This window comes from Halorhodospira halochloris, from assembly GCF_002356555.2.
Taxonomy (GTDB): domain Bacteria; phylum Pseudomonadota; class Gammaproteobacteria; order Nitrococcales; family Halorhodospiraceae; genus Halorhodospira; species Halorhodospira halochloris.
Window position 1 is genome coordinate 456,469 of sequence record NZ_AP017372.2, and the last position, 23,454, is coordinate 479,922.

Sequence of the window (23,454 nt, forward strand, 5' to 3'; positions counted from 1 at the left end):
CGTCCCGGTGTGGAGGTCTTGGCGCCTGGGATGGCGCCATGAAGCCTCCAGGGATGGATTCACGGAGTCCTCCACAGCGGGGCGGATGGTGGCGCCGGCGAAGTTTTTAAAGGTTCCCTCAAGGATGATCAAACTAAATGGAATTTACCACTATTGTTCACCACGGCGGCGCCCAAGGCGTCACCGGCAGCTGTCATCAACTATACGCCACCCCCGAGTGCTCGCTGCTTGTCGACTGCGGCCTGTTCCAGGGCCGTGATGTGGCGCCGCAGCTCGATTCGCTGACCCAGCATCGGGTCGAGTTTGATATCGCCAGCCTGGTGGGGCTCGTCATCACGCATGTCCATATTGATCACGTTGGCCGCTTGCCGTATCTCCTAGCGGCAGGCTATCGGGGCCCCATCTTCTGTTCTCAACCCTCGGCGCAGTTACTCTTCCCGGTTATCGAAGATGCACTCCGAGTCGGGTTTACCCGTGATGCTGAGCTGATTGGCCAATTTAGCAACCAGCTTGAGCAGCAATTAGTGCCGTTGCGCTATGGGCGTTGGCATACCCTGGTAGATGATAAGGAGCTGCGCCTGCGTATCCGCTTAGAGCGGGCAGGGCACATCTTGGGGTCGGCTTACGTTAAGGTCGATCTCCACGCCCGCCGTCTTAACCGGCGCGAGCGGTTGGTCTTCTCCGGCGATCTGGGCGCTCGTTGCTCGCCGCTGATGACGGCGCCGCGTTCGCCGCACCGCGCCGATACGCTGGTGCTGGAGGCTACCTATGGCGATCGCCGCCATACGCAGCGCGAGCAGCGTACCGCGCAGCTGCGCGAGAGCGTCGAGCACGCCTTGGCAAATGGCGGCACGGTGGTTGTCCCGGCGTTTAGTATTGGCCGCACTCAAGAGCTGCTCTATGAGTTGGAGGATTTGATTGAGCAGGGTGGTGAGCCGTGGCGGCGCCTGGAGGTCATCGTCGACTCGCCGTTGGCGGCGCGGTTTAATCGCATCTATAGGCGCTTGCGGGATTTTTGGCCAGCGGAGGCACGTAAGCGGCTGCGTCGGGGGCGGCATCCGCTGAGTTTTGCTAATCTAGTGACGGTCGATAGCCATGCTGAGCATCTGCAAACGGTCGACTATCTGGTCCGCACCCTGCGCCCGGCGGTGGTGATCGCCGCTAGTGGTATGATCACGGGCGGGCGGGTGGTCAGCTATCTGCGCGCTATGCTTGGCGAGGAGCGTCATCAGGTGCTGTTTGTCGGCTATCAGGCCGAGGGCACCCCGGGGCGCGAGATTCAGCGCCAAGCCGAGTGCTCTGGTATGGTTGAGTTGGCCGGCGAACGGATCCCTATACGCGCTCGAGTGCGAACAATATCTGGCTATTCAGCCCACGCTGATCAAACCGAGCTGCTCGGCTTTGTTAAGCGGATGAAGCGCTGGCCGCGGCGGATTATCTTGGTTCACGGTGAACAGGCGGCGCGGCGTGCCCTAGGCGAGGGGCTGGCGCAACTGTATGCTCGCCGGCCAGTGCAGATTGTTGGTGGTTGAAGATGAATATTTTGATATACGGCTTTGGGTTTTCCGGCTCGGGGGCATTGATTGATGCCTTTAAGGATACGGAGCAGATAGCTATAGCCCCCAAGATCTCTGGATTATCCGGGGATGGCGGGGTAGGTGCGTTGTTAACGGCGGCTGATGATCGCCAGCGCCAGCGCGAGATAGCTCAAGTTAGGCTTAAGGAGTTGGAGAGTAAAATCGCCAAGGAGCGACGTGCCCGCCGGTGGACATGGTGGTATCGCTTGCAGGAACGTCGGCGGGCACTCTCGCGTGCTCTGGGGTTGCGCCGTGGGGGTGTTCATGCCAGTCAGGCAGAGCGAGAGAGCATCGAAGAGTGGCTCATCGATGCGCGCTATCTGCAACAATTCTTGGCAGAGATCGATGCTGGTAAGCAGCTCGATATGGTGGCCTATTGGCGACAATGGCTGCAGGAGCGGTTATTCGCCAACGCCCCTGGTGCTCAATGGGTCCTGGTCGATAAACGGGTGCCCTTGATGGATCCGAAGATGGACGGGATTTGGCAGCCGCTTTACGAGCCGTTTAAATTAGTCGTAGTCCACCGGGATCCGGCCGACCATATGGCTGAAATAGTCCGGCAAAAGGGCTGGAAGAAGGTTGCCCGTCAGGATCGTGATGGGGCCCGCGAGGGTCATCCGGGGCAGCGGTGCGAGGCCTTCGCAGTCCGAGCAGGTGGGCGACAAAAAACCGGTGCCGGCCCCTCTCTGTAAGCAGCAAGTCGCCATCCCGTCCAATCGCCACGCCGCAGTGCTCACCTTGGGCAGACTCTGGCAAATAGCCTTCGGTGCGGAGACTGACGATCAACTTGACGAGATAATTTTCAAAAAAGCGATCGAGCGAGTCTAGGTCGGTCATGATATGGCGGCTCTTATAGACGAATCGCCCTTCGTCTTGTAATTGTTGGCGCGCTTCGGCATACCAAAGACTTTGCCGAAAATCGTCCGCGCAGCGAACTAGGTCGGCCAGCTTTGCGTACTTCTGACTGCCCGGAAAGTCGCCGTCAATAGAGATAGGACGGGCCCGCAGATCCCAGTCACCGGGGACAAGGAACCCCTTATGACGATAATGCAACCGCGAATCGCGGCGGCCTATCTCGAATAGCTGGGAGCGATAGCAGACGCGGTCAACGCATGCGGGGGTTATCCACAGCAGATGGTTGCCATCTGCAGCCCTCTGGAAGCGGCGCTTGGTGGTCAGGATTATATCTAGCCACAATGGCGGTGCTCGCATTAAAAAATTTATCCCCTGCTAGTCACGGATCTTGTCTTTCGCTCAGTCCCTCAAGCGTTCGACGATGTGCTCGAGTGAACCATCCCCACGCAGCCCATCGCGGACTCCTTGAGGGTCCATGTCGAGGGCTTTGCGCAAGTATTTCTCGGCGAGAGTCTGCTCGCCTTGCTCGTAATAGACCCGCGCAAGGTCGCAGTAGCCCTCTATTTGATCGGGGTTAAGGCGCACCGCCTCGTGGAAGGCGTCCGCTGCTTGGGCTAGTTCCCCTTTGCTGCGATAGGCATAGCCTAAGGCGTTGTAACCGTTAAAAACCTTGGGGTAGAGGGCGACAGCATCCTGGAGCAGGGCGATTTGCGCATCAGGATCCTTACAGCTGTAACTAGCGATGACGCGCTGCATCGCTTTTTGCAGAGAATGCACCTCGCTGCGCCACTGCTCTTTAAAGTGCTCGAAGTCGTCGCGCAATGCCCGAAGCTTGGTGTACTCATAGATCGTAATGACGAGCACGATTACCCCGAACAGTGCCACTACGACGCTCAGTGTGGTTATCAGAAATGCTGGATTTAAGGGTTCCATCGCTTAGTTAGTGCCGCTAGTTGCCGCTAGAAATTGCTAGGGATGAACATGGTGGAGTCGATGGGGGAGGAAAACCATTATCAAACTATTAAAAATTAAGGTTTGAATGGCTGCGTAATTCCTTACATGCCCCGATTTTACCAATACGACTCTACATTGGATCTAGAGTTGCCGCAATGGCCGGATCAGCAACCCAGCTGGTGCTGGGGAACCGAGCCCCGGTGCAGGTGCTCAAGGCATGGCAGAAGGAGCGCCCGGACCTACCCACTAGATCTCGCTGTTGAGCGCTTCCCCATAGCCAGGACTGCCACTGGCGCGGTATCCTTAGCGTTAGTACACTCGCTGGCTGAGGTTCGGTAGCGCACGTTACAACAACTAAGCTGCTCGTTGATCGGAGCGCCTCTTCTTTTTGGGACAATGCCATTAATTGGGCTCATAGGTGGAATGTGGCACAAGGTTCAACAGAATTAACCGCGCTTTCACGACTGTTCTCATCTACAGTATTCCGCGAAATGGCCAGTTCCGGCCGCTCCCCTACCTTTGCGCGACTACTACCAAAACGCGCCGCAGTGCTCCGCCTATAGCCGCGCAGCGGCTTAGGGGGTGGTGAAGCGGCGCATGGCGCGCAGCGCCATTACTCTGGGGCTTCCTGTTGTTCGATGTACTGCTTCAAGACCGACAGCGGCGCACCACCGACAGTAATTGGTCGTCGCCCGAGCGATTGCCTCTAAGCGGGAGAGCATCGGCTGGGTGATGCACGGGCGTCGATACTTGGTAACCACAACCAAGTGGTATTGAAGTCGGAAGGTGCAGTGATATAGCTGCTTTAGTGGTTGCGATTCCATAACAACCAAGCATACTGGGAAGATGATCCAACGCAAAGCCACCTATCGACTTTACCCAACAGCTGAGCAGCTTGCCGCCTTGGAGCATCAGCGGTGGGTTCACTGCCTGCTGTGGAACGAGGCGCTCGCCGAGCGGCGCTGGGCTTGGAGCGAGCGGCAGGAGTCGTTGGGGTTCTCGGCACAGTGCAAGCGGCTGACCGAGTGGCGTAGCCAATCGAAACTTCTGAGTGGGATCAATGCCCAGTCTGAGCAGGTCACCCTCAAACGGTTGGATCTGGCGTTTCAGCACTTCTTTCGCCGGGTGAAGCAGGGCGAGACGCCGGGCTTCCCCCGCTTCAAGCCCCTGCACCGGTTCAAGGGCTGGGGGTACAAGACCCACGGCGACGGCTGGCGGCTGTTGACCAACGAGCAGATGCAGCACGGCACCCTGCGTCTCTCCGGCGTTGGTGCGGTTGCCGTTCGGGGCAGACCCCGCACCCCTGGCACACCCAAGACCTGCGAGATCATCAAACGCGGTGATCGCTGGTATGCCAGCATTACGCTGAACTGCGAGCCGGTGCGAGAGTGTGGCGAGAGGATGGGCGGGCTCGACTGGGGCTTGGAGACCTTCGCCACTGTGGCGACCGCGCAAGGTGCCGAGACCATCGATAACCCCCGCCACCTTGCCGGCACCTTGGATGCCATCCGTGGCGTACAGCGCGAGATCTCCCGCAAGGAGGAGGCGGCCAAGAAGGCGTCGGGTAGGAGTCGGGGCTTCCCCATCTCCAACCGGTTGCGCAAGGCGTACGATGAGTTGCGCCGGCTGCACCGTAAGGTGGCCAATCAGCGCCACGATTTTCTCCATCAGGTCTCTGCCCGACTGATCAAAGAGTTCAGCGCTTTGGGCCTTGAGGCGCTGAGCATTCGGAACATGACCGCCAAAGGCGGTCAGCATAAGAGGGGCTTGAACCGCGGTATTCTTGATGCCGCTGGCGGGGCCTTCCATCAATTGCTCAAGCTCAAAGCGGAAGAAGCTGGTGCTTGGGCGGTGGAGGCCCCGACGCGGCAGATCAAGCCCTCACAGACCTGTCACGCCTGCGGGCAGCAGGAGAAGAAACCGCTCGGCCAGCGCTGGCACAGCTGCCCTTGCGGCGCGTCCTGTTCACGGGACGAGAACGCCGCTCGGGTGCTGTTGGCTTGGCTGGAGCGGAGTTTATCCGGTCGGGAACCGGCCGATGCGTGGAGGGAGGTCAGACCGGGTCATCCTCTGGATGAATCGGCACTCCCGTCGAAGCGCGAAACTCACGCCATAGCGTAAGCTTGGTGGGAGTAGTTCATGAGATTAAGTCTGAGAGGGACTCGCTGGATAGGTTGGTACATCAAGTCGAAAACTATAAGAGAGTGTTCGCGTCCGTTAATATCGTTGCGAGCCCGAGCCACGCCGAGCGAATTTTAGAGCGGGTGCCTGACGATGTCGGGGTTATCTGTCTCTCGTCGCGCTTCCAGCTGAGTACTAAACGCACGGCGGTTACTAAGCCAGAGCAGGTTTGCCCACAGACAGTTAGCAACCGATAACTGTGGCCGCTTTGGTTGGTTGACACGAATCTAATATGCCAAACTTTATGTGATATGAAGAACATAACCATTGCCCTGGACGAGGAGACTGCGCAGTGGGTACGCATCGAGGCTGCAAAGCGCGGCACCAGCGTCTCACGCCTGGTGGGCGAGTTTTTGCACGAGCGTAGGCAGCGGGAAACGGCTTACCAGCGCGCCGCACAACGCTACCTTGAACGCAGCCCAACCCCACTAAAGTCTGCTGGTGAACGCTACCCCAACCGCGAAGCGCTCCATGGTCGGCTGCCGTTGCCTGCTAAGGGGAACCTCTAAACTTCGCCGGCGCCACCATCTGCCCCGGTGTGGAGGTCTTGGCGCCAGGGATGGCGCCATGAAGCCTCCAGGGATGGATTCACGGCGTCCTCCACACCGGGGCGGATGGTGGCGCCGGCGAAGTTTTTGGAGGCCACCTAAGTGCTAGGTTATGACACAAAAAAGCCCGCTTGGCGCGGGCTTTAGGATAGGGCGAAGCACCTTGTCTCACGTTTGGTGGAGCCGAGGGGATTCGAACCCCTGACCTCGACAATGCGAATGTCGCGCTCTCCCAACTGAGCTACGGCCCCTTTAGGGTCTGCACATTAGCATGAATTTAGCGCTTCTCCAAGAGGTCCAAGCGGGTAGTTTTATAGATTCCAAGCTAGCAGATTTTGAAGAAAATATTGCCTAAAACCACTCTCAGAGCCACTTAACACTCTTCCGCTATGGAGGTCTTGGCGCCATGGATGGCGCCATGAAGCCTCCAGGGATGGATTTACGGCGTCCTACATAGCGGAAGTGTTAAGTGGCTCGAGGGGTTTACCGAAGCAAAGCTTCTCGTTGCCACGGCTTAAAGCCTCACTGACCCGCGAAAAGCCACTCAAGCAAAGCCTTCTGGGCATGAAGCCGATTTTCGGCCTCATCCCAGACCACACTTTGGCCGCCTTCCAGCACCGAAGTGCTGACCTCCTCCTCACGATGCGCGGGTAGGCAATGCATAAAGATCGCCTCTTGCGCAGCGACGGCCATTACCGAGTCGTTAACGCAGAAATCGGCGAAGGCCCGTTCGCGCTGCGCCTGTTCTTCTTCTTGACCCATGCTCGCCCAGACGTCGGTGGTGACCAGGTCGGCGGCCGCCGCGGCATCACGAGGATCGTCGTGTAGACTAACCCAATTGCCGCCCAATTCGAGTGTCCGGGCGCTAGGCCGGTAGCCTTCCGGGGCGGCGATACGCAGCTCAAAACCGAGCATGCCGGCGGCCTCAATCCAGCTAGTACACATGTTATTGGCATCGCCGACCCAGGCTACCCGCCGGCCTGCGATAGGCCCGCGATGTTCAATAAAGGTCTGCATATCGGCGAGCAGCTGACAGGGGTGGGATTGATCGGAGAGGCCATTGATGACCGGGACGCTGCAGTGCTCGGCGAACTGCTCGATACGCTCGTGGCCGAAGGTGCGGATCATGACAGCATCGGTCATCCGCGCCAGGACCCTAGCGGTATCGGCTATCGGTTCGCCGCGCCCGAGCTGACTATGCTCAGGGGCGAGGAATATGGCGTGACCACCGAGCTGAGCCATGCCGCTTTCAAAGGATACCCGGGTGCGGGTTGAGGCCTTCTCGAAGATCATCCCCAGGACTCGACCGAGCAGGGGCTGATGTAGTTCGCCGCGCTGGTGGATGGCCTTTAGTTCGCCAGCCCGACGCAGGAGATGGTGAATCTCGTCGCTAGTACAATCACTTAGGGTGAGGAAGTGGCGCATTATACGCCCTCCATCGTTAAGGTGGGAGGGATTACGCCGAGTATTCGGCGAGGTGCTCGCCAATCAGGTCGGCGACACCGTCGGCGAGATGCTGTAAATCAGCATCGTTGATATTTAGTGGCGGCAGGAGCCTGACTACTGAGCCCGCCGTGACGTTTATCAGCAGGCCCTTATCCAGGGCTCGCAGGGGCAGTTGCGTAGCCTCTTGGTTTAGCTCAATGCCGATCATCAACCCCTGGCCGCGGATCTCTTTTACTCCATCAGTGCCGGCCAAGCGCTCCTGCAAGTGGTGCATTAGGGCGTTGCCGGCGCTTGCGGCATGGGCGACGAGATGCTCTTGCTCCAGGGTGTCGATAACCGTTAAGGCGGCGCGCGCTGCCATTGGGTTGCCACCGAAGGTGGTGCCATGGCTGCCCGGGCCGAGGCACGCCGAAGACTTGGAATCGGCCAAACAGGCCCCGATCGGGAGGCCATTGCCGAGCGCCTTGGCCAAGGTGATGACATCAGGGCGGATACCGCTGTGCTGAAAGGCAAACATCTGCCCGGTGCGCCCCATGCCCGTCTGCACCTCGTCAATCATGAGCAGCCAGCCGCGCTCATCGCAGATTTGGCGCAGCCGCCGGAGGTAGTCGGCTGGCGGGAGTTTAACCCCCCCTTCGCCTTGCAGCGGTTCAATCAGCACGGCGCTGATGCGCTCGTCGTCAAGGTTGGCGATCGCCTCGGCATCGGCGTAGGGGACCCGCTGAAATCCCTCGGGCAGCGGGGCAAAGCCCTGTTGCGCTTGGGGGTTGCCGGTGGCCGCCAAGGCCCCGAGGGTGCGGCCGTGGAAGGCCCCCTCGGTTACTACTATCTGTGGCTCAGTGATGCCGCGCTGCTGAGCGTGGCTGCGGGCTAGCTTGATGGCCGCCTCATTGGCCTCGGCGCCGGAATTGCAAAAGAATGCCGCATCCAGCCCGCTGAGCTGGCAGAGCCGTTCGGCAAGGCGCTCCTGGAGCGGTATGCGATAGAGGTTGGAGGTGTGCACCAGGGTGCGCGCCTGTTCGGCTATTGCAGCAGCCACCCCCGGATGGCTGTGGCCGAGGACACAGACCGCTATCCCGGCTATGCCATCAAGGTAGGCCCGGCCGTGATCGTCATATAGCCAACTGCCATCGCCATGGGTAAAGGCGACGGGTAGACGTTTGTATGTGGGGATAAGGGCTTGCATTATCCTCGCTTGCGCCAAGGGGTAATTCTCAGAAGATGGATAAGCTACCGGTCTTGTTTTGGCTGTGCAAGTTTTTTGCTAACCTTGCAGGGCCAGTATCGGCTGCGTAGTATGCCTGCACCGTTTAGGTAACCTCTAAAACTTCGCCGGCGCCACCATCCGCCCCGGTGTGGAGGACGCCGTGAATCAATCCCTGGAGGCTTCATGGCGCCATCCCTGGCGCCAAGAGCTCCACACCGGGGCGGATGGTGGCGCTGGCGAAGTTTTTAGAGGCACCCTTTAGAGGTGTCCCCGGGGGAGGAGTCGTATCTCTTCCGCTTACTCCCGTGTTTACAGATTCATTCTCTTGATTACAGAACAGATGGCCGACACTCAGATCCAACAGCAAGATCAGCAGGCGGATGAGACTCCCCCGAATGATCAGAATGTACACAATGGCAAGGCGCACCAGGCTGAAACAGCCGCGCCGAGCTCAGGTGCCAATGGTGAAAAGGATGCAAAGGGAGCAGAGCAAGACGGGCCGCTGATCCGTACCCGCTTTCGCGGCTTTTTGCCGGTGGTCGTAGATGTCGAGACCGGCGGCTTGCAAGCGGAGACCGACGCCCTGCTACAGATCGCTGCGGTGATCTTGCGCTATGATCAGGATAGTGCGCAGCTCTATCCAGCCGAGACGCACACCTGCCATGTTGAGCCGTTTGAGGGCTCGCGGATCGACCCGAAAGCCCTGGAGCTAAACGGTATTGTGCCCGACCACCCGTTGCGTATGGCCCTATCGGAATTGGAGGCACTGCGCAAGATTTTTAACCCGGTGCGCCAAGAACTGCGTAATACTGGCTGTAATCGGGCCGTGTTGGTTGGCCACAACTCCTTCTTCGATCTTGCCTTTCTCAACGCCGCGGTGGAGCGCACCGATTTTAAGCGCAATCCCTTCCACCCCTTCTCCAGCTTTGACACCGCCACCCTTGGTGGTCTCGCCTTCGCCCAGACGGTGCTGGCCAAGGCGACTCGCGCGGCCGGCCTAGAGTGGGATAAGCGCGAGGCGCATTCAGCCATCTATGATGCCGAGAAGACCGCCGAACTCTTCTGTGCCATTGTCAATCGGTGGGACGAGGCGGTGGGGCGGCCGTCGAGTTTTGTGCCGCGGCATAGATCGGGTGGTAAGAATAAAAGCGGTAAGAATAAGAAATAGCCCCTGGGCCTTGTGGGGCCTCAAAAGACTGCTGAAACCGCGCCTGAGACGATTGTTGGCCCCGGTGTGGAGGTCTTGGCGCCAAGGATGGCGCCATGAAGCCTCCAGGGATGGATTAACGGCGTCCTCCACACCGGGGGCAACAATCGGCTCAGGCGCGGTTTTTAGCAGTCGTGAGAGGATCACCTTAGGAATTGACTGCCGTCGCAAAGATTAAGTGCGATCGGCTTAAGCTATGCTCCAAGCCACACTCTCCCCGGCCCGCAGCGGCACAATCTGCTCATCACCACCTGGGTAGGTCTCAGGGACAGGGCTAGAGCATTTCTGCAAGGTAATCGTCTCGCTGTTGACCGGTAGCCCGTAAAAGGCCGGGCCGTTGCGACTGGCAAAGGCCTCAAGGTTTTCCAGTTTGCCCGCCTGCGCAAAGGCCTCGGCGTACAAGCCGAGGGCGATCGGTGCCGAGAAACACCCGGCACAGCCACAGGCCGACTCTTTGGCCGAGCGAGGGTGGGGGGCGGAGTCGGTGCCTAAGAAGAGCCGCGGATGGCCCGAGGTGGCGGCCTCCAATAGCGCCTGGCGATCGTCCTCACGCTTGAGGATTGGCATGCAGTAAAAGTGTGGCTTGAGGCCACCGACGAGTAGGTCGTTGCGATTGTAGAGCAGGTGCTGCGGGGTGAAGGTGGCGGCTAGGTTAGTGTCGCTGCCGCAGACTAGTTTAGCCCCGGCGGCGCTGGTGACGTGCTCGAGGACGATCTTCAGATCCGGGTGGCGTTCTCGTAACGGCATGAATACCTGTTCGATGAAGGCCTGCTCGCGAGCAAAGATATCGATAGCGGCACTGGTCTGCTCACCGTGGATCAGCAGCGGTAGCCCGATCTCGCTCATCGTGTTTAGTACACCGGTGCAGTTACGCAGATCGGTAACCCCGGCGGCGGAGTTGGTGGTGGCGCCGGCCGGGTAGAGCTTGACGGCGGCGATAATGCCGCTGGCAGCAGCCTGTTCGATCTGCTCGGCACTGGTCTGATCGGTAAGATAGAGGGTCATCAGTGGCTCGAAGCGGGATCCGGCCGGCAGGGCGGCGAGGATACGATCGCGGTAAGCGCTGGCCTGCTCGAGGGTGGTTACCGGTGGGTTGAGGTTGGGCATGACGATCGCCCGGGCGAAGTGTTGGGCGCTGTGCGCTACGACCGCGCGCAGGGTGGCGCCATCGCGCAGGTGGAGGTGCCAGTCGTCGGGGCGAGGTATGGTCAGTTGTTGCATTTTCCTGTCTTGAGTCCTTGTGGCTTTTTGGGCGCCTCTAAACTACCCCTGAGCCAATTGGCTACCCCGGTGTGGAGGACGCCGTGAATCCATCCCTGGAGGCTTCATGGCGCCATCCATGGCGCCAAGACCTCCACACCGGGGCAGTCCAATTGGCTCAGGGTAGTCTAGAGGTGCCCGCATGTCTGCTCATAGTGCAAGAGTACTTTTAGTGCTTGATGGCTGATAAACTAAACAGTATAGCTATTTCAGTAAGTAAATGGATTACCAAAGCGGAGTCAAACCCCCATGGCAGAAGTAAAAAAAGTCGTCCTTGCCTACTCTGGCGGTCTCGATACCTCGGTTATCCTCAAGTGGTTAGAGGAGACCTACGGCTGTGAAGTGGTTACCTTTACCGCCGATCTTGGTCAAGGCGAGGAACTGGAGCCGGCACGGCGCAAGGCCGAGGCGTTCGGCATCAAGGAGATCTATGTCGATGATCTGCGCGAGGAGTTTGCCCGCGACTTTGTCTTCCCCATGTTCCGGGCTAACGCTATCTACGAAGGCGAGTACCTGCTCGGCACCTCCATCGCCCGGCCGTTGATTGCCAAGCGGCAGATCGAGATCGCCCGCGAGACCGGTGCCGACGCCGTCGCTCACGGGGCCACCGGTAAGGGCAATGATCAGGTCCGCTTTGAGCTCGGCTATTACGGCCTGGAGCCCGGCATCAAGGTCATCGCCCCCTGGCGTGAGTGGGACCTCAACTCTCGCGAACGGCTGCTCGAGTACGCCGAGCGCCACGGTATAGATATTGAGGGTAAGACCGAGGATGGTGGTTCACCCTACTCAATGGATGCCAACCTGCTGCATATCTCCTACGAAGGCGGGGTGCTGGAGGATACTTGGACGCCCGCTGAGGAGCAGATGTGGCGCTGGAGCAACAGCCCGGAGCAGGCCCCGGATCAGCCGCAGCTGATCGATATAGAGTTCGCTGGCGGTGACCCGGTGGCCGTTGACGGTGAACGTCTCAGCCCGGCGCAGCTGCTATCCCGGCTCAATGAGCTCGGTTGCCGGCACGGCATCGGGCGCATCGATATCGTCGAGAACCGTTACGTCGGTATGAAATCGCGCGGCTGCTACGAGACCCCGGGCGGGAGCATTCTGCTGCGCGCCCATCGGGCGATCGAGTCGATTACCCTCGATCGGGATGCGGCCCATCTTAAAGATGAGATCATGCCGCGCTATGCCGAGCTGATTTATAACGGCTACTGGTTCGCCCCGGAGCGCGAGGCCCTGCAGGCGCTTATCGATAAGACTCAGCAGGATGTTGAGGGTGTGGTGCGGCTTAAGCTCTACAAGGGCAATGTCGAGGTGGTGGGTCGTCAGTCACCGCGCAGCCTGTTCGATGCCTCAGTCGCAACCTTCGAGGATGATGCCGGGGCCTACGATCAGAAGGATGCGGCCGGGTTTATCCGCCTCAACGCCCTGAGGTTGCGCCTCGGCGCGAAGCGGGGTGGTTGATAGAGGGATCTCCAGCAACTCCCCGCTGAGCCTGGTGCCTCGGTGGGGAGGACGCCGTGAATCCATCCCTGGAGGCTTCATGGCGCCATCCTTGGCGCCAAGACCTCCCCACCGAGGCCACCAGGCTCAGCGGGGAGTGTCTGGAAGATCCCATAGGGAAGTATGATTAATTTATCTTCTCAATCCGCGCCATTCTCACACAGATCGGCAATAATGCACTCCCTACACCGCGGCCGCCGAGCCGTGCAGGTGTAGCGGCCGTGGAGGATTAGCCAATGGTGAGCATGGCGCAGAAACTCTTCCGGCGTTGTCGCCGTCAGGCCCTCTTCGACCTCGCGGACAGTGCTTCCGGGGGCCAAGCCGCTGCGATTGGCGAGGCGAAAGACGTGGGTGTCGACGGCTATAGTTGGCTCGCCGAAGGCGGTGTTGAGGATGACGTTGGCGGTCTTGCGCCCGACCCCTGGTAGCTCCTCTAATTCGGCGCGGGTGCGCGGCAGCTCACCGCCGTGTTTGTCGAGCAGTATCTGGCAGGCGGCGATGATGTTGCGGGCCTTGTTGTTGTACAAGCCGATATTCTCGATATAGCCCTTCACCCCCGTCTCGCCTAACTCCAGCATCTGCGCCGCGGTATTGGCAACAGCGAAGAGCTTTGCCGTCGCGGCATTGACGCTGCGATCGGTACTTTGGGCCGAGAGGATCACCGCGATAAGCAGCTCAAAAGGGCTGCTGTAATGCAGCTCGGTGGTCGGCTCGGGCAGGGCCTCGCGCAGGCGGCGAAATATTTCGTAGCGGTTGGTTTGATCCACTATGAGCGATCTTCGATGCGGTTTTTCAACGCCAGGAGTACGGCTAGGCCGATAAAGGCCCCGGGGGGGAGGATGGCGAGCAGGAAGAGATCGCCATCGACCAGTTCAATCGTCCAGTTGGCAGCAATATCGCCGAATAATTGATCGGCACCGTCGAGTAGGGTCCCCCGGCCGAGCAACTCGCGCATCGCGCCGAGCACTACCAGCACGGCGGCGAAGCCGGCGCCGGTCGCCAGGCCATCGAGGGCGGCGGGGGCGACCGGTTGGCGCGAGGCGAAGGCCTCGGCGCGGGCGAGTATAGCGCAGTTGGTGACGATCAGGGGGAGAAACAGGCCCAAGGTGCGGTAAAGATCGTGTAGCCAAGCCGCTACCAGCAGTTCGACGATGGTCACGAATGAGGCGATGATGAGGATAAACACCGGGATACGGACGTCCTGCGGTACCCAGTTGCGGATCAGCGAGACCACTATGCTCGAGGCGGTCACCACCAGCAGGGTAGCGATCCCCAGGCCAAGTCCAGCCATCGCCGTAGTGGTAACGGCGAGCAGGGGGCAGAGGCCGAGGAGCTGGACAAGCGCGGCATTATTTTTCCACAGCCCCTCATACCAGATGGCTTTGCTGCTCGGCGGTGGGTTTGCGCTCATTGTTGATCACCTTGATATCGCTCGGGCTGCTCTTGGAAGTCGATAAGAACCTTACGCACTGCGTCGACAACTGCCCGCGCCGTTATGGTCGCACTGGTAATGCCGTCGAACTCGCCGCCATCGCCTCTCAGTTGCCAGTCCTCTTGGGGTGGGTCGGCGAGTGAGCGGCCGCTAAAGGTCTCTATCCAGTCGCTGCGGGACGCCTCTATGGCGTCGCCAAGGCCGGGGGTCTCGCGGTGGTAGACGGTGCGCACTGCGATGATCTGGCCTTGCGGGTCGATGCCGATCAGCAGGCTGATCGGTCCGGCATAGCCCTCAGGGGTCTGTGCTTCGACCGCTGCGGCTATGAACTCTCCTTCGCTGTAGGCAGGGTAAACGCGCGCCTGTTCGCCGCCGGGGATCGGTGAGGGTATGGTGTAGGCGTCGGCGTCGGGTTCGTTATCGTGTTCCTCTGGCAGGACTGCTTCTAGGCGGTCGAGGACCACTTGCCTCTCGGCGGCACTGATCCTCTCCGCGGTTAGTTCATAGACCCCGGCCACCAGGGCTAGGCCGACACCGACAAAGGCGGCGAGTACACCTCCGGCGCGAAGTGAGGCAGTCCAGGCCATGGCTTATCTCTCCCCCATGCGGCGAAATATGTAATCGAGTAGTGGGGCGGCGGCGTTGAGCATCAGTATGGCGAATGCGAAGCCATCAGGGTGCCCGCCGAACTCGCGGATTATTATGGCGATTATGCCGATGCCGATCGCATAGGCCCAGCGCGCGGCGGCATCCGCCGGGGCGGTCACCGGGTCACTGGCGATGAAGATCGCCACTAACAAGGTTGCCCCGGAGAGAAGATGGAAGCTGACCGGGGCGCCGCCGGTGAATTGGAAGATTGCTGCGGTCAATGCCGTGCCGACAATGACGCCCGCGGGCAGCCGCCAATCGATAGTGCCGCGGGCGATCAGAAATGCCCCGCCGAGAATCAGTGCCAGGCCCTTCCAGGTCCAGGCGCCGGTAGCTACCAACCCGGCCATGCGCTCATCATCGTCCATCAGGGCCGCCAAGCCGTCGGTAGCCAGCTTATCTAGCGGCGTGGCGTGGGTCATGGCATCGGCCAGCGGGGCGAGGGTGCCGGTGAGAAAGTAGCTCAGGGCCTCGCCGCTGGGGATGGCGGCGGTGAGGCCCGGGTCCGGGGCGGGCCACAGGCCGGTGGCCTGGGGGAAGGCGAGGACCACGGCGACGTAACCCACCATGGCGGGGTTGAAGACGTTCTGGCCGAGCCCGCCGTAGACCTGTTTACCGAGCAGGATGGCGAGGGCCCCGGCCAGGGCCGGTATCCACCAGGGCAGCACGGGGGGTAGGGTGATGCCGATGAGCAGGGCGGTAACCCAGACACTGCCATCGCTAACTGCTACGCGAGGTGATTGGCCACGGGCGTGAGCGCCCAGGACCTCGGCGAGTAGCGCAGCTAGCAGAGCCGCACCGGTGTTGAGCAGGATGCCGACCCCGAACAGCCACACCATTACCGCGGCTGCTGGTATCGAAGCCAACAGGACCTCTCCCATGATCCTGGGCGTTGTCTGTGTTGCCAATGCTTAACTCTCCGTTGTCTCGTTAGAGCTCTTATTCTGGCTAGCCACAGCTTGGCGCTTACGTTGGCGAGCCTGCTCCTTCTCCCGTTTTTGGCGTTCCTCGCGAGCTTTTTTCGCTTCGTTGCGGCGCTTGGCACGCTCTGCAGCCTCGCGCTCGGCCATGCGGGCGCGGGTCATATCCCGGGCATGGCCGAGGGCTCCGGCAAGCGGTATCGAGCTCGGACAGACCAGGTCACAGCTGGCGCAGCCGGTGCAGCGGAGCGGGTCGAGTTCTATTGATTCGGCCGGTTCGCCGACATTCACCCCGGCGCGGATAGCGCTGACCATCTCGTGCGGCCGGAGACCTTCTGGGCAGACCTTGGTGCACTTGGAGCAGCGAATACATGGCTGCTCAGGCAGGGGCGACTCTGCCGGTGACTCGAGGATTATGCCGCTCATACCATGCGTTATGGGCACCTCGCGGTTGGTTATGGGGATGCCCATGATGCCGCCGCCGACCATGATCCGCCCCTGCGGCTCTCCGGCCACGGCGAGGACATCGCGCAGCGGGGTGCCGACCCTGATCCAGTAGTTGCCAGGATGAGCGGCGGATCCGCCGCTTACCGTTACTAGCCGGTCGAGTGACGGTTCGCCGTGGACGACTGCCCGGTAGGCGGCGTACAGGGTCGAGACGTTCTGGATTACGACGCCGACCGTTGTCGGCCGGGCGCCGGCGGGAACGATGCGTCCGGTGGCTGGATAGACTATATTGCGCTCGTTGCCGGCCGGGTAGTGGGCATCGACGGTGACCACCTGGATACCGCCGCCCTCGGCGGCAATGGCCTGGCGTGCCGCGGCTGCTGCATAGCGCGATCCGGCCTTGACTGCTATGAGGATGCGACTGGCGCCACAGGCCCGGGCGGCAAGGCGGGCACCGGTTACGATCTGTGCGGCGTGGTGGCGTAATAGGGTTTCATCGCAGGTTAGATAGGTGTCGCACTCAACACCGTTGACTACCAGGGTATCGACGCCGCATTCGGCGGCATCGGCGAGTTTCAGTGCCGATGGGAAGGCGGCCCCGCCCATGCCGCGGATGCCGGCTTGGCGAATGCGCTCGAGAATTACCCCGGCAGGTTGTTCAAGCGGGTCGTTTAGTGCCGGCATGGGTTCGGCGCTATGCTCTTCACCATCGGCTTTGATGATCAGGCACTTGACCTTAGCGTTAGCCGGGTGGGATATGGCCCGCTTGTCGATGCCGATGACTTCACCCGAGGTGGGGGCGTGCAGCGGTACGGCATCGGCCGCGGCGGTGACCACAGCGCCGCGGAGTACTCTATCGCCGACGCCATAGCTGCAGGCCATCTCCAGGCCGCGATGATCGACAAGTGGCAGGATCATCTGCGTAGGTAGGGGGATTGAGCCTATTTCGGCGTCGCGCGAGAGGTCTTTTGCCGGGGTCACCGCAACCTCCCCTGGGCGCGGCTCGGCATCAGGGTGGCGCAGTGGCCCGGGGCGCGACTCGGGGTTAGCGCGGGTGGTTAGAGGGGTGGGCAGGGGGCGGATCAGGCTGCCCAGGGGCGGCTCAACCGGCTGCATGGTGATGCAGTCCATAGGGCAGGCTGTAACGCATAGCTTACACCCCGTGCACTCATCGCTGAGCACTGTGTGCATCTGCCGTGGTGCGCCGATGATGGCGTCGACCGGACAGGCCGGTAGGCAGCGCGTGCAGCCGATACAGCGCTGCTCATCAATAAAGGCGACCACAGGCCCTTGTTCATCGCCATCGACCGGCTGGGGGTCGACCTGGAGCAGGTCGGCAATGGCGGCGGCGGTGCTATTACCGCCGGGTGCGCAGAGGTTTATGGCTGCCTGCTGGTTGGCGACCGCCTCAGCATAAGGCCGGCATCCTGGATAGCCACACTGTCCGCACTGCGTCTGGGGTAGTAGGGCATCGATGCGCTCGACCACAGGATCGCGCTGGGCAGCGAGACGGCGCCCGGCCATGCCCAGCCCTATACCGCACAGCCCAGCGATTATGGTTAATGTCAGGACAGCGTTTAGCAAAATATCTCCGGTCTCTCACTGCTGAGGCAATATGTCGCCATGGGGTTGCTGTCCACCTGATGTTGTTCTATCGGCGGCTGCTTTTCAAGGGGCTCGAACTCCTCGTGCTCCTCAGCGGCCTCGATGACCTGCGGCGAGACGAAGATCTTGGCCTCGGCGCGTAGCGCTAGGGCGATTGCGTCACTAGCGCGGCTGTCGATATACACCGGCTCGTCGCGCCCAGGTAACGACAGTTCCAAGATGGCTATGTAAGCCCCGTCGAGTATGCCGTCGATGAAGACCGCCTTGAGTGCACCGTCCATGCTCTCCAGCACTGCCCCGAACAGATCGTGAGTCATCGGCCGTGGCGGTTGATAGCCGTGCAAAGCAGAGTGTATAGCTTGAGCTTCGTTGTTGCCTATAAAGATCGGGATCACCTGCTCAGAGTCGACCCCCTTGAGCAGGACTAGCGGTACCGGGGCGGCATCTTCGCTGACGGCGAGGGTTGAAACTTCGGCCTCGACCATCTCATCACGCTCGCCGATCATTTCCCGTTCGGTGGCGTGGGCGAGGCCGGCGAAGCCCATAAAGCCCATGGCCAGTATGCCGGCGGAGACCAAGGCGATCGGGGCACCGCGGAAAGGTTTGGGCACTTCGGCGCTCTCCAGGCGCTCGCGCAGCGCTGCAAAGATGATCAGTACCAAGCCGAATCCGGCGGCCGCAGAGGCGCCGTAGACGGTTGCCGAGATAAGGTCGTGTTCGCTGCGCAAGTTGAGCAAGGCTACCCCCAGTACCGCGCAATTGGTGGTGATAAGTGGTAAATATAGGCCCAGTACCTGCTGGAGCATCGGGCTGGTAAAGCGCACAGCCATCTCGGTTAATTGCACCGCAACGGCGATTATCAAGATGAATGCCGGGGTGCGCAGGTGCTCTGCCTCGAGTGGCACAAGTATATAGTCAAAGGCTAGGTGGCTGAGGATTGAGGCCAGGGTCAAGACGAAGGCGGTTGCCATGGCCATCCCGGCTGCTGTCTCAATCTTGCGCGATACCCCGAGGAAGGGGCAGAGGCCGAGGAATTGAGTCAGCACGAAGTTATTTACTAGCACCGCCGCTACGGCTAGCAGGAGAAGATCCATTTAGTGCCCCCAAAAATGATTAGCCATTGCCATGGTTGAAACTTACCATGTTGGCCACAATTTACTCCAGTATGCCGGTTGTGCTCTGCAAGTGCCTCTAGAAACTCCTTCTGAGCCACTTGGTTGCCCCGCTGTGGAGGACGCCGTGAATCCATCCCTGGAGGCTTCATGGCGCCATCCCTGGCGCCAAGACCTCCACACCGGGGCAACCGAGGGGCTCAGGGGGGTATCAGGGGGGTAGAGGTTTTGCTGGGGAAGGCTATAAAAAACAACTTGTTAACGGCCTCCTTAATCTATTAATCGAGAGGGATTCTGCTTATGGCATTGGTAGAGGGTATGCGTAAGGGTAAATTCGCGGCGGCTGCGCTTGTCGGCGCCGGGTTGTTGTTCAGCGGCGGCGCTTGGGCGGATGATTTGGATCATCTGCAGGCTGAGGAGCGCAATACCGTAGAGATTTTCCAGCGCTATGGGCCTTCGGTTGTGGCCATAGAGGTTTCGGTACGCGGTCAGCGGGTCGATCCCTTTGAGGGGATCCCGGATGAGATGTTGCCGCAGCCATTCCGGGAGTTCTTCGATCGTCATCGCCAGCGTGCGCCGCAGGAGGCGCCACGCCGAGAAGGTGCCGGCAGTGGCTTTGTGATCGATGATGAGGGACACATTGTTACCAACTACCACGTGCTCAAACCGGCTTTGAAGTCGAACGAGACCGAGCTGCGTGATGGTGCTGAGCTTAAGCTCAGCTTCCCTGGTCACGATGCGGTAGAGGCCCGAGTGGTGGGGGCTAACGCCCTCTATGACCTGGCTTTATTGAAACCTGTCGATGCTGATGCCATTCCTGATGAAGCCGAGCCTCTGACTATAGGCGATTCCAATGAGGTTTTAGTTGGCCAAAAGAGCATCGCCATTGGCAATCCATTCGGCCTGAGTTCTACCGTCACTAGCGGCATAGTCTCCGGGGTCGGGCGTGACCTGCCCGGCGTTGGTCAGCTGGAGATCCCGATGATTCAGACCGATGCGGCGATCAATCCGGGCAACTCGGGAGGGCCTCTGCTCAACTCTGCGGGTGAGGTCATTGGCGTCAATACGGCTATCGTCCCGGGCGGCGGCGGCATGGGTGGTGCCCGCGGCTTCATCGGGGTCGGTTTTGCTGTGCCGAGTAATCTGCTCCATGAGAGTCTTGATGAGTTGCGTGAAGGGGGCATCACTGATCTTAGCTCCCGGGCCCGTTTGGGGGTAACCATAGCCGGGTTGGAAGGCTACCCCGAGGCGATTCGCCAGCGCCTCGATCTGCCCGAGCGCGGGGTGATGGTAGTCGAAGTCGAGGAGGGTAGCCCTGCCGATGAGGCCGGTCTTCAGGGGGCTTCATTTGAGGTCAGCGTGCAGGGGCGTGCTATGCCGGCGGATGGTGACATCATCCTCGCCGTCGATGGTGAAGAGGTTAAGGAGCCTCGAGAGCTGCAACGGATGATATTTAGCCAAGCGCGGCGTGCCGGCGATGAAGTCACTCTGGATATCCTGCGTCAAGGCGAAGAGATGCAGATTACGGTCGAGCTCCGCGAGCGGGAGATGCCGGAACGGGATCGGGGCCGGCGTTAAGGCGCCTGTCTAGTGGAGAGCTGGTGCAAAGCTTGTTGGCCTAACGCTTCCCCGAGCGGTGCCGTTGGCAAGGATGCCTTGTAGCTACCCCTGCAGGTCACGGCGCCAGTCTAGGCGCCATGACCTGCGCTGCGGGTTTGCCGATGCGGCTCTGCGGCTGTCTAAGGCCGGCAGCCTAGAGCATGTGGCCGAGCAGCGAAGTGGCGATCACGAAGTAGATCAAGATACCTGCGATATCAGCAATCGACGTGATCAGCGGGGCACTGGCAGTAGCCGGGTCAAGCCGCAACCGCGTTAACCCGAAGGGTAGGAGCATGCCGATCATACTGCCGACAAAGACCACTGCCATCATCGCCAGCGCGACAACCCAGGCTATCTCTATGCCGCCGCGGTAGAGGCCGAGCAGCCAAACTGCGGCCGCCACGGTGACACCCAGTGCTACTGAGACTAACGCCTCTTTGCCCCATAGACTCAACCAGTCTCGGGTTTTGACATCACCGGTAGCTAAGGCACGGACCATCAGGGTAGCTGACTGGGTGCCAGCATTACCGCCAGTATCTACAACCAGGGGCAGGAAGGTAACTAGTACGACCACTGCCTCAATTGTCGCCTCGTAAGATGCGATTATCGCCCCGCCGAACATGTTTATGAAGACCAGTAGCACTAGCCAGCCGACTCGACGTTTGTAGAGCAGGCTAATGCGGGCATCGCGCAGACTGAAGTTGAGTACGCCGACACCACCGACCTTTTGGAAGTCCTCGGTGGCCTCGGCCTCGGCGACGTCCATGATGTCGTCAGGGGTAACAGTGCCGATAAGCACCCCTTCGGTATCGACCACCGGCAGACCGGTCAGGTCGTAACGCTGGACCAGTTCAACGGCCTTTTCGCGGTCTTCGAAGGCGGATATCTTGGTGACATGGGTGTCCATCAGGTCGCCGACCTGGGTGTCCGGGTCAGCAACGATAAACCTGCGGATGGTCAGCGCATCAAGCAGCTTGCCGTCGTGGTCGGTGACGTAGATGACGTTTATTGTCTCTGCCTTTTCGCGCTGACTGCGGATGTGCTGCAGGCTGCGCGAGACGGTCCAATCCGGCCTGACGGCGATATAGTCGGGGGTCATCAGGCGACCGACGCTCTCGGCCGGATAGCCCAACAAGGCCCGCGCCTCGCGCTGCGCCCCGGGTGGTAACAGCTCGAGCAGGCGCTGAGTCGCCTCGGCGGGTAGCTCTTGGAACAGCGCGGTACGATCGTCCGGGGTAAGGCCGGCGACCAACTCGCGCGTCTCGTGATCGGTCATATCCTGGAGCAGCCCATCTTGGTTCTCCGCTGACAGATACGAGAAGACTTCTGCCGCGCGCGGACGGGGCAGCAGCTTGAAGAGGAATATGCGCTGCGATTTGTCCAACCGGAGGATAAGCTCAGCTATATCTTGGGCGGGGAAGTCTTCGACTTTCTCGCGCACCTCCTTCCAGCGCCGCCCTTCGAAGAGAGGCCGCAGCTGTTCAACTATCTCTTCGTAATCCACCGTATGTCTCCTCAGTTAAGTTTGTGAATGACTATAGATGGTTCTTAGGGTGCCTCTAAAAACCTCCCCGGCGCTATTATCTGTCCAGGGGCACCTCTAAAACTTCGCCGGCGCCACCACCCGCCCCGGTGTGGAGGGCGCCGTGAATCCATCCCTGGAGGCTTCATGGCGCCATCCCTGGCGCCAAGACCTCCACACCGGGGCAGGTAATGGCGCCAGGAAGGGTTTAGAGGAGCCCCGGAGCCGTCATAGTGCTATCCCTGATAACGCGATCTCCACATCGGGCAGCTAAATGGCTCCGGGGAAGTTTTAAAGCGTCTTCTAGGAATCCCCTTAATCGCGCAGTTAGCCAGAAAGGCATATATAATAGACATATTTTGTTTCCTAGATGTTACTAACCGAGCTTGGCTGCGGGAATATCTATAAGGCCGGTTAGGATTGCGGCGGCCAATATCCATACGTAAAAGGAGAATATTTTAAGTTGTGCTCGGTACAGGAAATAGACAACTAATTTTAGCGAAATGATGCCAACTATGGCGGCCACCACAAAACCGACTAGCAGCGCGGTTATGCTGACTTCACCTAGGCCGCCGAGGCGGTAGACGTCGATGGCGTGGAGTAGGGTGGCTGCGCAGATGGTCGGGATCGCCAGGAAGAAGCTGTACTCGGCTGCCCAGCGCCGTTTAAGGCCGGCAAACAGGCCGAATATTATGGTCATGGCGCTGCGCGAGATTCCTGGCATGAGGGCAAAGCCCTGGGCAACGCCGATGATGGTGGCTGTACCAATACCGGTCTTTTTAAGGCTGCGCCGTCGCCGCGGCAGCTTATCGGTAATAAACAGCAGCGCGCCGGTGACAATGAGCGCCGCTGCGACCATCGAGGGGGTGGCGAAGGCGTGCTCAAAGAACGCCTTTAACGACAGGCCGACTATCCCGGTAAAGAGTACCGAGAGCATGCCGAGCAGGAAGAGGCGGGCGAATAGCGGTGGGCCTTGGAATTTGCCGGCGCTCGCCCATTGGTACCCTTGCTGGATTACCTCGCCGGTAAAGCGGCGTAGGCTAGGCCAGAAGACGACGGCTATGGAGATTAGGGTGCCGACATGTACTACCAGGTTGAAAAGCAGCATCTCGGCGCTGTCCGGGGCCGGTAAAGAATGGCCCTGGCCGATCAGCCAGTGCTCGAGTAGCACCATGTGAGCGGTGGAGCTGACCGGCAAAAACATGAATACGCCCTGGACGATGCCGAGCAGGACGGCGATCCAAATTGCCATAGGTTGACCTCATACTGCTTGTGCGGCCTCTAAACGGCTGTGATGGTACTCCACCCCGCAGAGAGGACCCCATGAATCATGAATCCTCTCCTAAGGGTTAATAGCGCCTTTATGGTGCTAACCCCCCGCAGTGGGGTGCTGGCGTGGCTCACAGCGGCAGTTTTAGAAGTGCCCGCGTTACT

The 23,454-nt window shown here is 60.2% G+C and carries 23 protein-coding genes, 1 tRNA gene and 1 pseudogene; 10 read left to right on the forward strand and 15 right to left on the reverse strand.

Annotation, left to right across the window (positions count from 1 at the left end):
* Nucleotides 1-137 precede the first annotated feature (137 nt).
* Genes HH1059_RS02210 through HH1059_RS13735 form a run of 3 tightly spaced genes read left to right on the forward strand, consistent with a single transcriptional unit; the run spans nucleotide 138 to nucleotide 2,405 of the window.
* The gene (locus HH1059_RS02210) at nucleotides 138-1,532 is read left to right on the forward strand and encodes an MBL fold metallo-hydrolase RNA specificity domain-containing protein (protein ID WP_096407776.1); all 1,395 of its coding nucleotides are present in this window, start codon (nucleotides 138-140) and stop codon (nucleotides 1,530-1,532) included.
* 2 nt (nucleotides 1,533-1,534) lie between these two features.
* On the forward strand, nucleotides 1,535-2,269 hold the full coding sequence (locus HH1059_RS02215; RefSeq protein ID WP_096407778.1) for a hypothetical protein: 735 nt from the start codon (nucleotides 1,535-1,537) through the stop codon (nucleotides 2,267-2,269).
* Nucleotides 2,250-2,405: a hypothetical protein gene (locus tag HH1059_RS13735; protein ID WP_231901998.1), complete on the forward strand. Its 156-nt coding sequence runs from the start codon at nucleotides 2,250-2,252 to the stop codon at nucleotides 2,403-2,405. The genes HH1059_RS02215 and HH1059_RS13735 overlap by 20 nt, the downstream gene beginning before the upstream one ends.
* A 426-nt stretch (nucleotides 2,406-2,831) precedes the next feature.
* Here the strand turns inward: HH1059_RS13735 and HH1059_RS02220 are convergent, their stop codons facing one another.
* On the reverse strand, nucleotides 2,832-3,365 hold the full coding sequence (locus HH1059_RS02220) for a tetratricopeptide repeat protein (RefSeq protein WP_096407781.1): 534 nt from the start codon (nucleotides 3,363-3,365) through the stop codon (nucleotides 2,832-2,834).
* A 596-nt stretch (nucleotides 3,366-3,961) separates the two neighbouring features.
* Nucleotides 3,962-4,210: a transposase gene (locus tag HH1059_RS14045; protein ID WP_109962855.1), complete on the reverse strand. Its 249-nt coding sequence runs from the start codon at nucleotides 4,208-4,210 to the stop codon at nucleotides 3,962-3,964.
* A gap of 22 nt (nucleotides 4,211-4,232) precedes the next feature.
* On the opposite strand from HH1059_RS14045, the gene HH1059_RS02230 reads away from it, so the two are divergent.
* The 3 genes from HH1059_RS02230 to HH1059_RS02235 are packed head-to-tail and all read left to right on the forward strand — an operon-like array spanning nucleotide 4,233 to nucleotide 6,076.
* Entirely contained in the window at nucleotides 4,233-5,507 is a 1,275-nt protein-coding gene (locus HH1059_RS02230; protein WP_096407784.1) for an RNA-guided endonuclease InsQ/TnpB family protein, read from the forward strand.
* Between the two features lie 5 nt (nucleotides 5,508-5,512).
* Complete coding sequence (locus HH1059_RS14050; protein ID WP_197710730.1) at nucleotides 5,513-5,764, forward strand: sce7726 family protein; 252 nt, start codon at nucleotides 5,513-5,515, stop codon at nucleotides 5,762-5,764.
* A 54-nt stretch (nucleotides 5,765-5,818) separates the two neighbouring features.
* Nucleotides 5,819-6,076 carry a hypothetical protein gene (locus HH1059_RS02235; RefSeq protein ID WP_096407786.1) on the forward strand — a complete coding sequence of 86 codons (258 nt, stop codon included), beginning with the start codon at nucleotides 5,819-5,821 and terminating at the stop codon, nucleotides 6,074-6,076.
* Nucleotides 6,077-6,290: 214 nt separating this feature from the next.
* Here the strand turns inward: HH1059_RS02235 and HH1059_RS02240 are convergent.
* From HH1059_RS02240 to HH1059_RS02250, 3 genes are all read right to left on the reverse strand, one after another.
* Nucleotides 6,291-6,366: transfer RNA gene (locus HH1059_RS02240), tRNA-Ala, on the reverse strand.
* Between the two features lie 271 nt (nucleotides 6,367-6,637).
* Nucleotides 6,638-7,540: an ornithine carbamoyltransferase gene (gene argF, locus HH1059_RS02245; RefSeq protein ID WP_096407789.1), complete on the reverse strand. Its 903-nt coding sequence runs from the start codon at nucleotides 7,538-7,540 to the stop codon at nucleotides 6,638-6,640.
* 31 nt (nucleotides 7,541-7,571) lie between these two features.
* On the reverse strand, nucleotides 7,572-8,750 hold the full coding sequence (locus HH1059_RS02250) for an aspartate aminotransferase family protein (RefSeq protein WP_096410296.1): 1,179 nt from the start codon (nucleotides 8,748-8,750) through the stop codon (nucleotides 7,572-7,574).
* A 358-nt stretch (nucleotides 8,751-9,108) separates the two neighbouring features.
* On the opposite strand from HH1059_RS02250, the gene rnt reads away from it, so the two are divergent.
* Nucleotides 9,109-9,936, forward strand: coding sequence for a ribonuclease T (gene rnt / locus HH1059_RS02255; protein ID WP_096407791.1), 828 nt, complete (start codon nucleotides 9,109-9,111; stop codon nucleotides 9,934-9,936).
* A gap of 228 nt (nucleotides 9,937-10,164) precedes the next feature.
* Here rnt and pyrC read toward each other — a convergent pair whose 3' ends face one another.
* Nucleotides 10,165-11,196 (reverse strand): dihydroorotase, encoded by a 1,032-nt coding sequence (gene pyrC, locus HH1059_RS02260; RefSeq protein ID WP_096407794.1) that lies wholly within the window; start codon nucleotides 11,194-11,196, stop codon nucleotides 10,165-10,167.
* 83 nt (nucleotides 11,197-11,279) lie between these two features.
* Between pyrC and HH1059_RS13900 the strand changes: the two genes are divergently transcribed.
* Both HH1059_RS13900 and HH1059_RS02265 read left to right on the forward strand, forming a co-directional pair.
* Nucleotides 11,280-11,408 (forward strand): hypothetical protein, encoded by a 129-nt coding sequence (locus HH1059_RS13900; protein ID WP_274522587.1) that lies wholly within the window; start codon nucleotides 11,280-11,282, stop codon nucleotides 11,406-11,408.
* Between the two features lie 76 nt (nucleotides 11,409-11,484).
* On the forward strand, nucleotides 11,485-12,696 hold the full coding sequence (locus HH1059_RS02265) for an argininosuccinate synthase (protein ID WP_096407796.1): 1,212 nt from the start codon (nucleotides 11,485-11,487) through the stop codon (nucleotides 12,694-12,696).
* 179 nt (nucleotides 12,697-12,875) lie between these two features.
* Here HH1059_RS02265 and nth read toward each other — a convergent pair whose 3' ends face one another.
* The 7 genes and pseudogenes from nth to rsxA all read right to left on the reverse strand — a co-directional run.
* The gene (nth, locus tag HH1059_RS02270; protein ID WP_096407799.1) at nucleotides 12,876-13,502 is read right to left on the reverse strand and encodes an endonuclease III; all 627 of its coding nucleotides are present in this window, start codon (nucleotides 13,500-13,502) and stop codon (nucleotides 12,876-12,878) included.
* On the reverse strand, nucleotides 13,502-14,146 hold the full coding sequence (locus HH1059_RS02275; protein ID WP_096407801.1) for an electron transport complex subunit E: 645 nt from the start codon (nucleotides 14,144-14,146) through the stop codon (nucleotides 13,502-13,504). Before HH1059_RS02275 ends, nth begins: the two co-directional genes overlap by 1 nt.
* Nucleotides 14,143-14,754 carry an RnfABCDGE type electron transport complex subunit G gene (locus HH1059_RS02280; protein ID WP_096407804.1) on the reverse strand — a complete coding sequence of 204 codons (612 nt, stop codon included), beginning with the start codon at nucleotides 14,752-14,754 and terminating at the stop codon, nucleotides 14,143-14,145. Before HH1059_RS02280 ends, HH1059_RS02275 begins: the two co-directional genes overlap by 4 nt.
* A 3-nt stretch (nucleotides 14,755-14,757) precedes the next feature.
* Nucleotides 14,758-15,723 carry an RnfABCDGE type electron transport complex subunit D gene (locus tag HH1059_RS02285; RefSeq protein WP_275951816.1) on the reverse strand — a complete coding sequence of 322 codons (966 nt, stop codon included), beginning with the start codon at nucleotides 15,721-15,723 and terminating at the stop codon, nucleotides 14,758-14,760.
* Between the two features lie 3 nt (nucleotides 15,724-15,726).
* Nucleotides 15,727-17,766, reverse strand: coding sequence for an electron transport complex subunit RsxC (gene rsxC, locus HH1059_RS02290; protein ID WP_096407809.1), 2,040 nt, complete (start codon nucleotides 17,764-17,766; stop codon nucleotides 15,727-15,729).
* Nucleotides 17,760-18,341, reverse strand: a complete 582-nt coding sequence (locus HH1059_RS13745) for a bifunctional nuclease family protein (RefSeq protein ID WP_338033912.1) — start codon at nucleotides 18,339-18,341, stop codon at nucleotides 17,760-17,762. Before HH1059_RS13745 ends, rsxC begins: the two co-directional genes overlap by 7 nt.
* Nucleotides 18,315-18,881 (reverse strand): annotated as a pseudogene (rsxA, locus tag HH1059_RS13750) (electron transport complex subunit RsxA); the annotation flags it as partial. The pseudogene rsxA and the gene HH1059_RS13745, both read right to left, overlap by 27 nt.
* Nucleotides 18,882-19,199: 318 nt before the next feature.
* On the opposite strand from rsxA, the gene HH1059_RS02300 reads away from it, so the two are divergent.
* Nucleotides 19,200-20,477 (forward strand): S1C family serine protease, encoded by a 1,278-nt coding sequence (locus HH1059_RS02300; RefSeq protein ID WP_096407814.1) that lies wholly within the window; start codon nucleotides 19,200-19,202, stop codon nucleotides 20,475-20,477.
* Between the two features lie 175 nt (nucleotides 20,478-20,652).
* Here the strand turns inward: HH1059_RS02300 and mgtE are convergent, their stop codons facing one another.
* Nucleotides 20,653-22,002, reverse strand: coding sequence for a magnesium transporter (mgtE, locus tag HH1059_RS02305; RefSeq protein ID WP_096407817.1), 1,350 nt, complete (start codon nucleotides 22,000-22,002; stop codon nucleotides 20,653-20,655).
* A 394-nt stretch (nucleotides 22,003-22,396) separates the two neighbouring features.
* Nucleotides 22,397-23,272 (reverse strand): undecaprenyl-diphosphate phosphatase, encoded by an 876-nt coding sequence (locus HH1059_RS02310; protein WP_096407819.1) that lies wholly within the window; start codon nucleotides 23,270-23,272, stop codon nucleotides 22,397-22,399.
* Between the last annotated feature and the right edge of the window lie 182 nt (nucleotides 23,273-23,454).

Bases quoted from the DNA above. Each gene is read 5' to 3' on its own strand.
- HH1059_RS13745 (WP_338033912.1), bottom strand. From the start codon at position 18,341: ATGGGCTTTATGGGCTTCGCCGGCCTCGCCCACGCCACCGAACGGGAA.
- argF (WP_096407789.1), bottom strand. From the start codon at position 7,540: ATGCGCCACTTCCTCACCCTAAGTGATTGTACTAGCGACGAGATTCAC.
- rnt (WP_096407791.1), top strand. From the start codon at position 9,109: ATGGCCGACACTCAGATCCAACAGCAAGATCAGCAGGCGGATGAGACT.
- pyrC (WP_096407794.1), bottom strand. From the start codon at position 11,196: ATGCAACAACTGACCATACCTCGCCCCGACGACTGGCACCTCCACCTG.
- HH1059_RS02215 (WP_096407778.1), top strand. From the start codon at position 1,535: ATGAATATTTTGATATACGGCTTTGGGTTTTCCGGCTCGGGGGCATTG.
- HH1059_RS02220 (WP_096407781.1), bottom strand. From the start codon at position 3,365: ATGGAACCCTTAAATCCAGCATTTCTGATAACCACACTGAGCGTCGTA.
- HH1059_RS02275 (WP_096407801.1), bottom strand. From the start codon at position 14,146: ATGAGCGCAAACCCACCGCCGAGCAGCAAAGCCATCTGGTATGAGGGG.
- HH1059_RS02230 (WP_096407784.1), top strand. From the start codon at position 4,233: ATGATCCAACGCAAAGCCACCTATCGACTTTACCCAACAGCTGAGCAG.
- HH1059_RS02280 (WP_096407804.1), bottom strand. From the start codon at position 14,754: ATGGCCTGGACTGCCTCACTTCGCGCCGGAGGTGTACTCGCCGCCTTT.
- HH1059_RS02300 (WP_096407814.1), top strand. From the start codon at position 19,200: ATGGCATTGGTAGAGGGTATGCGTAAGGGTAAATTCGCGGCGGCTGCG.
- HH1059_RS02235 (WP_096407786.1), top strand. From the start codon at position 5,819: ATGAAGAACATAACCATTGCCCTGGACGAGGAGACTGCGCAGTGGGTA.
- HH1059_RS14045 (WP_109962855.1), bottom strand. From the start codon at position 4,210: ATGGAATCGCAACCACTAAAGCAGCTATATCACTGCACCTTCCGACTT.
- HH1059_RS02210 (WP_096407776.1), top strand. From the start codon at position 138: ATGGAATTTACCACTATTGTTCACCACGGCGGCGCCCAAGGCGTCACC.
- HH1059_RS02265 (WP_096407796.1), top strand. From the start codon at position 11,485: ATGGCAGAAGTAAAAAAAGTCGTCCTTGCCTACTCTGGCGGTCTCGAT.
- HH1059_RS02310 (WP_096407819.1), bottom strand. From the start codon at position 23,272: ATGGCAATTTGGATCGCCGTCCTGCTCGGCATCGTCCAGGGCGTATTC.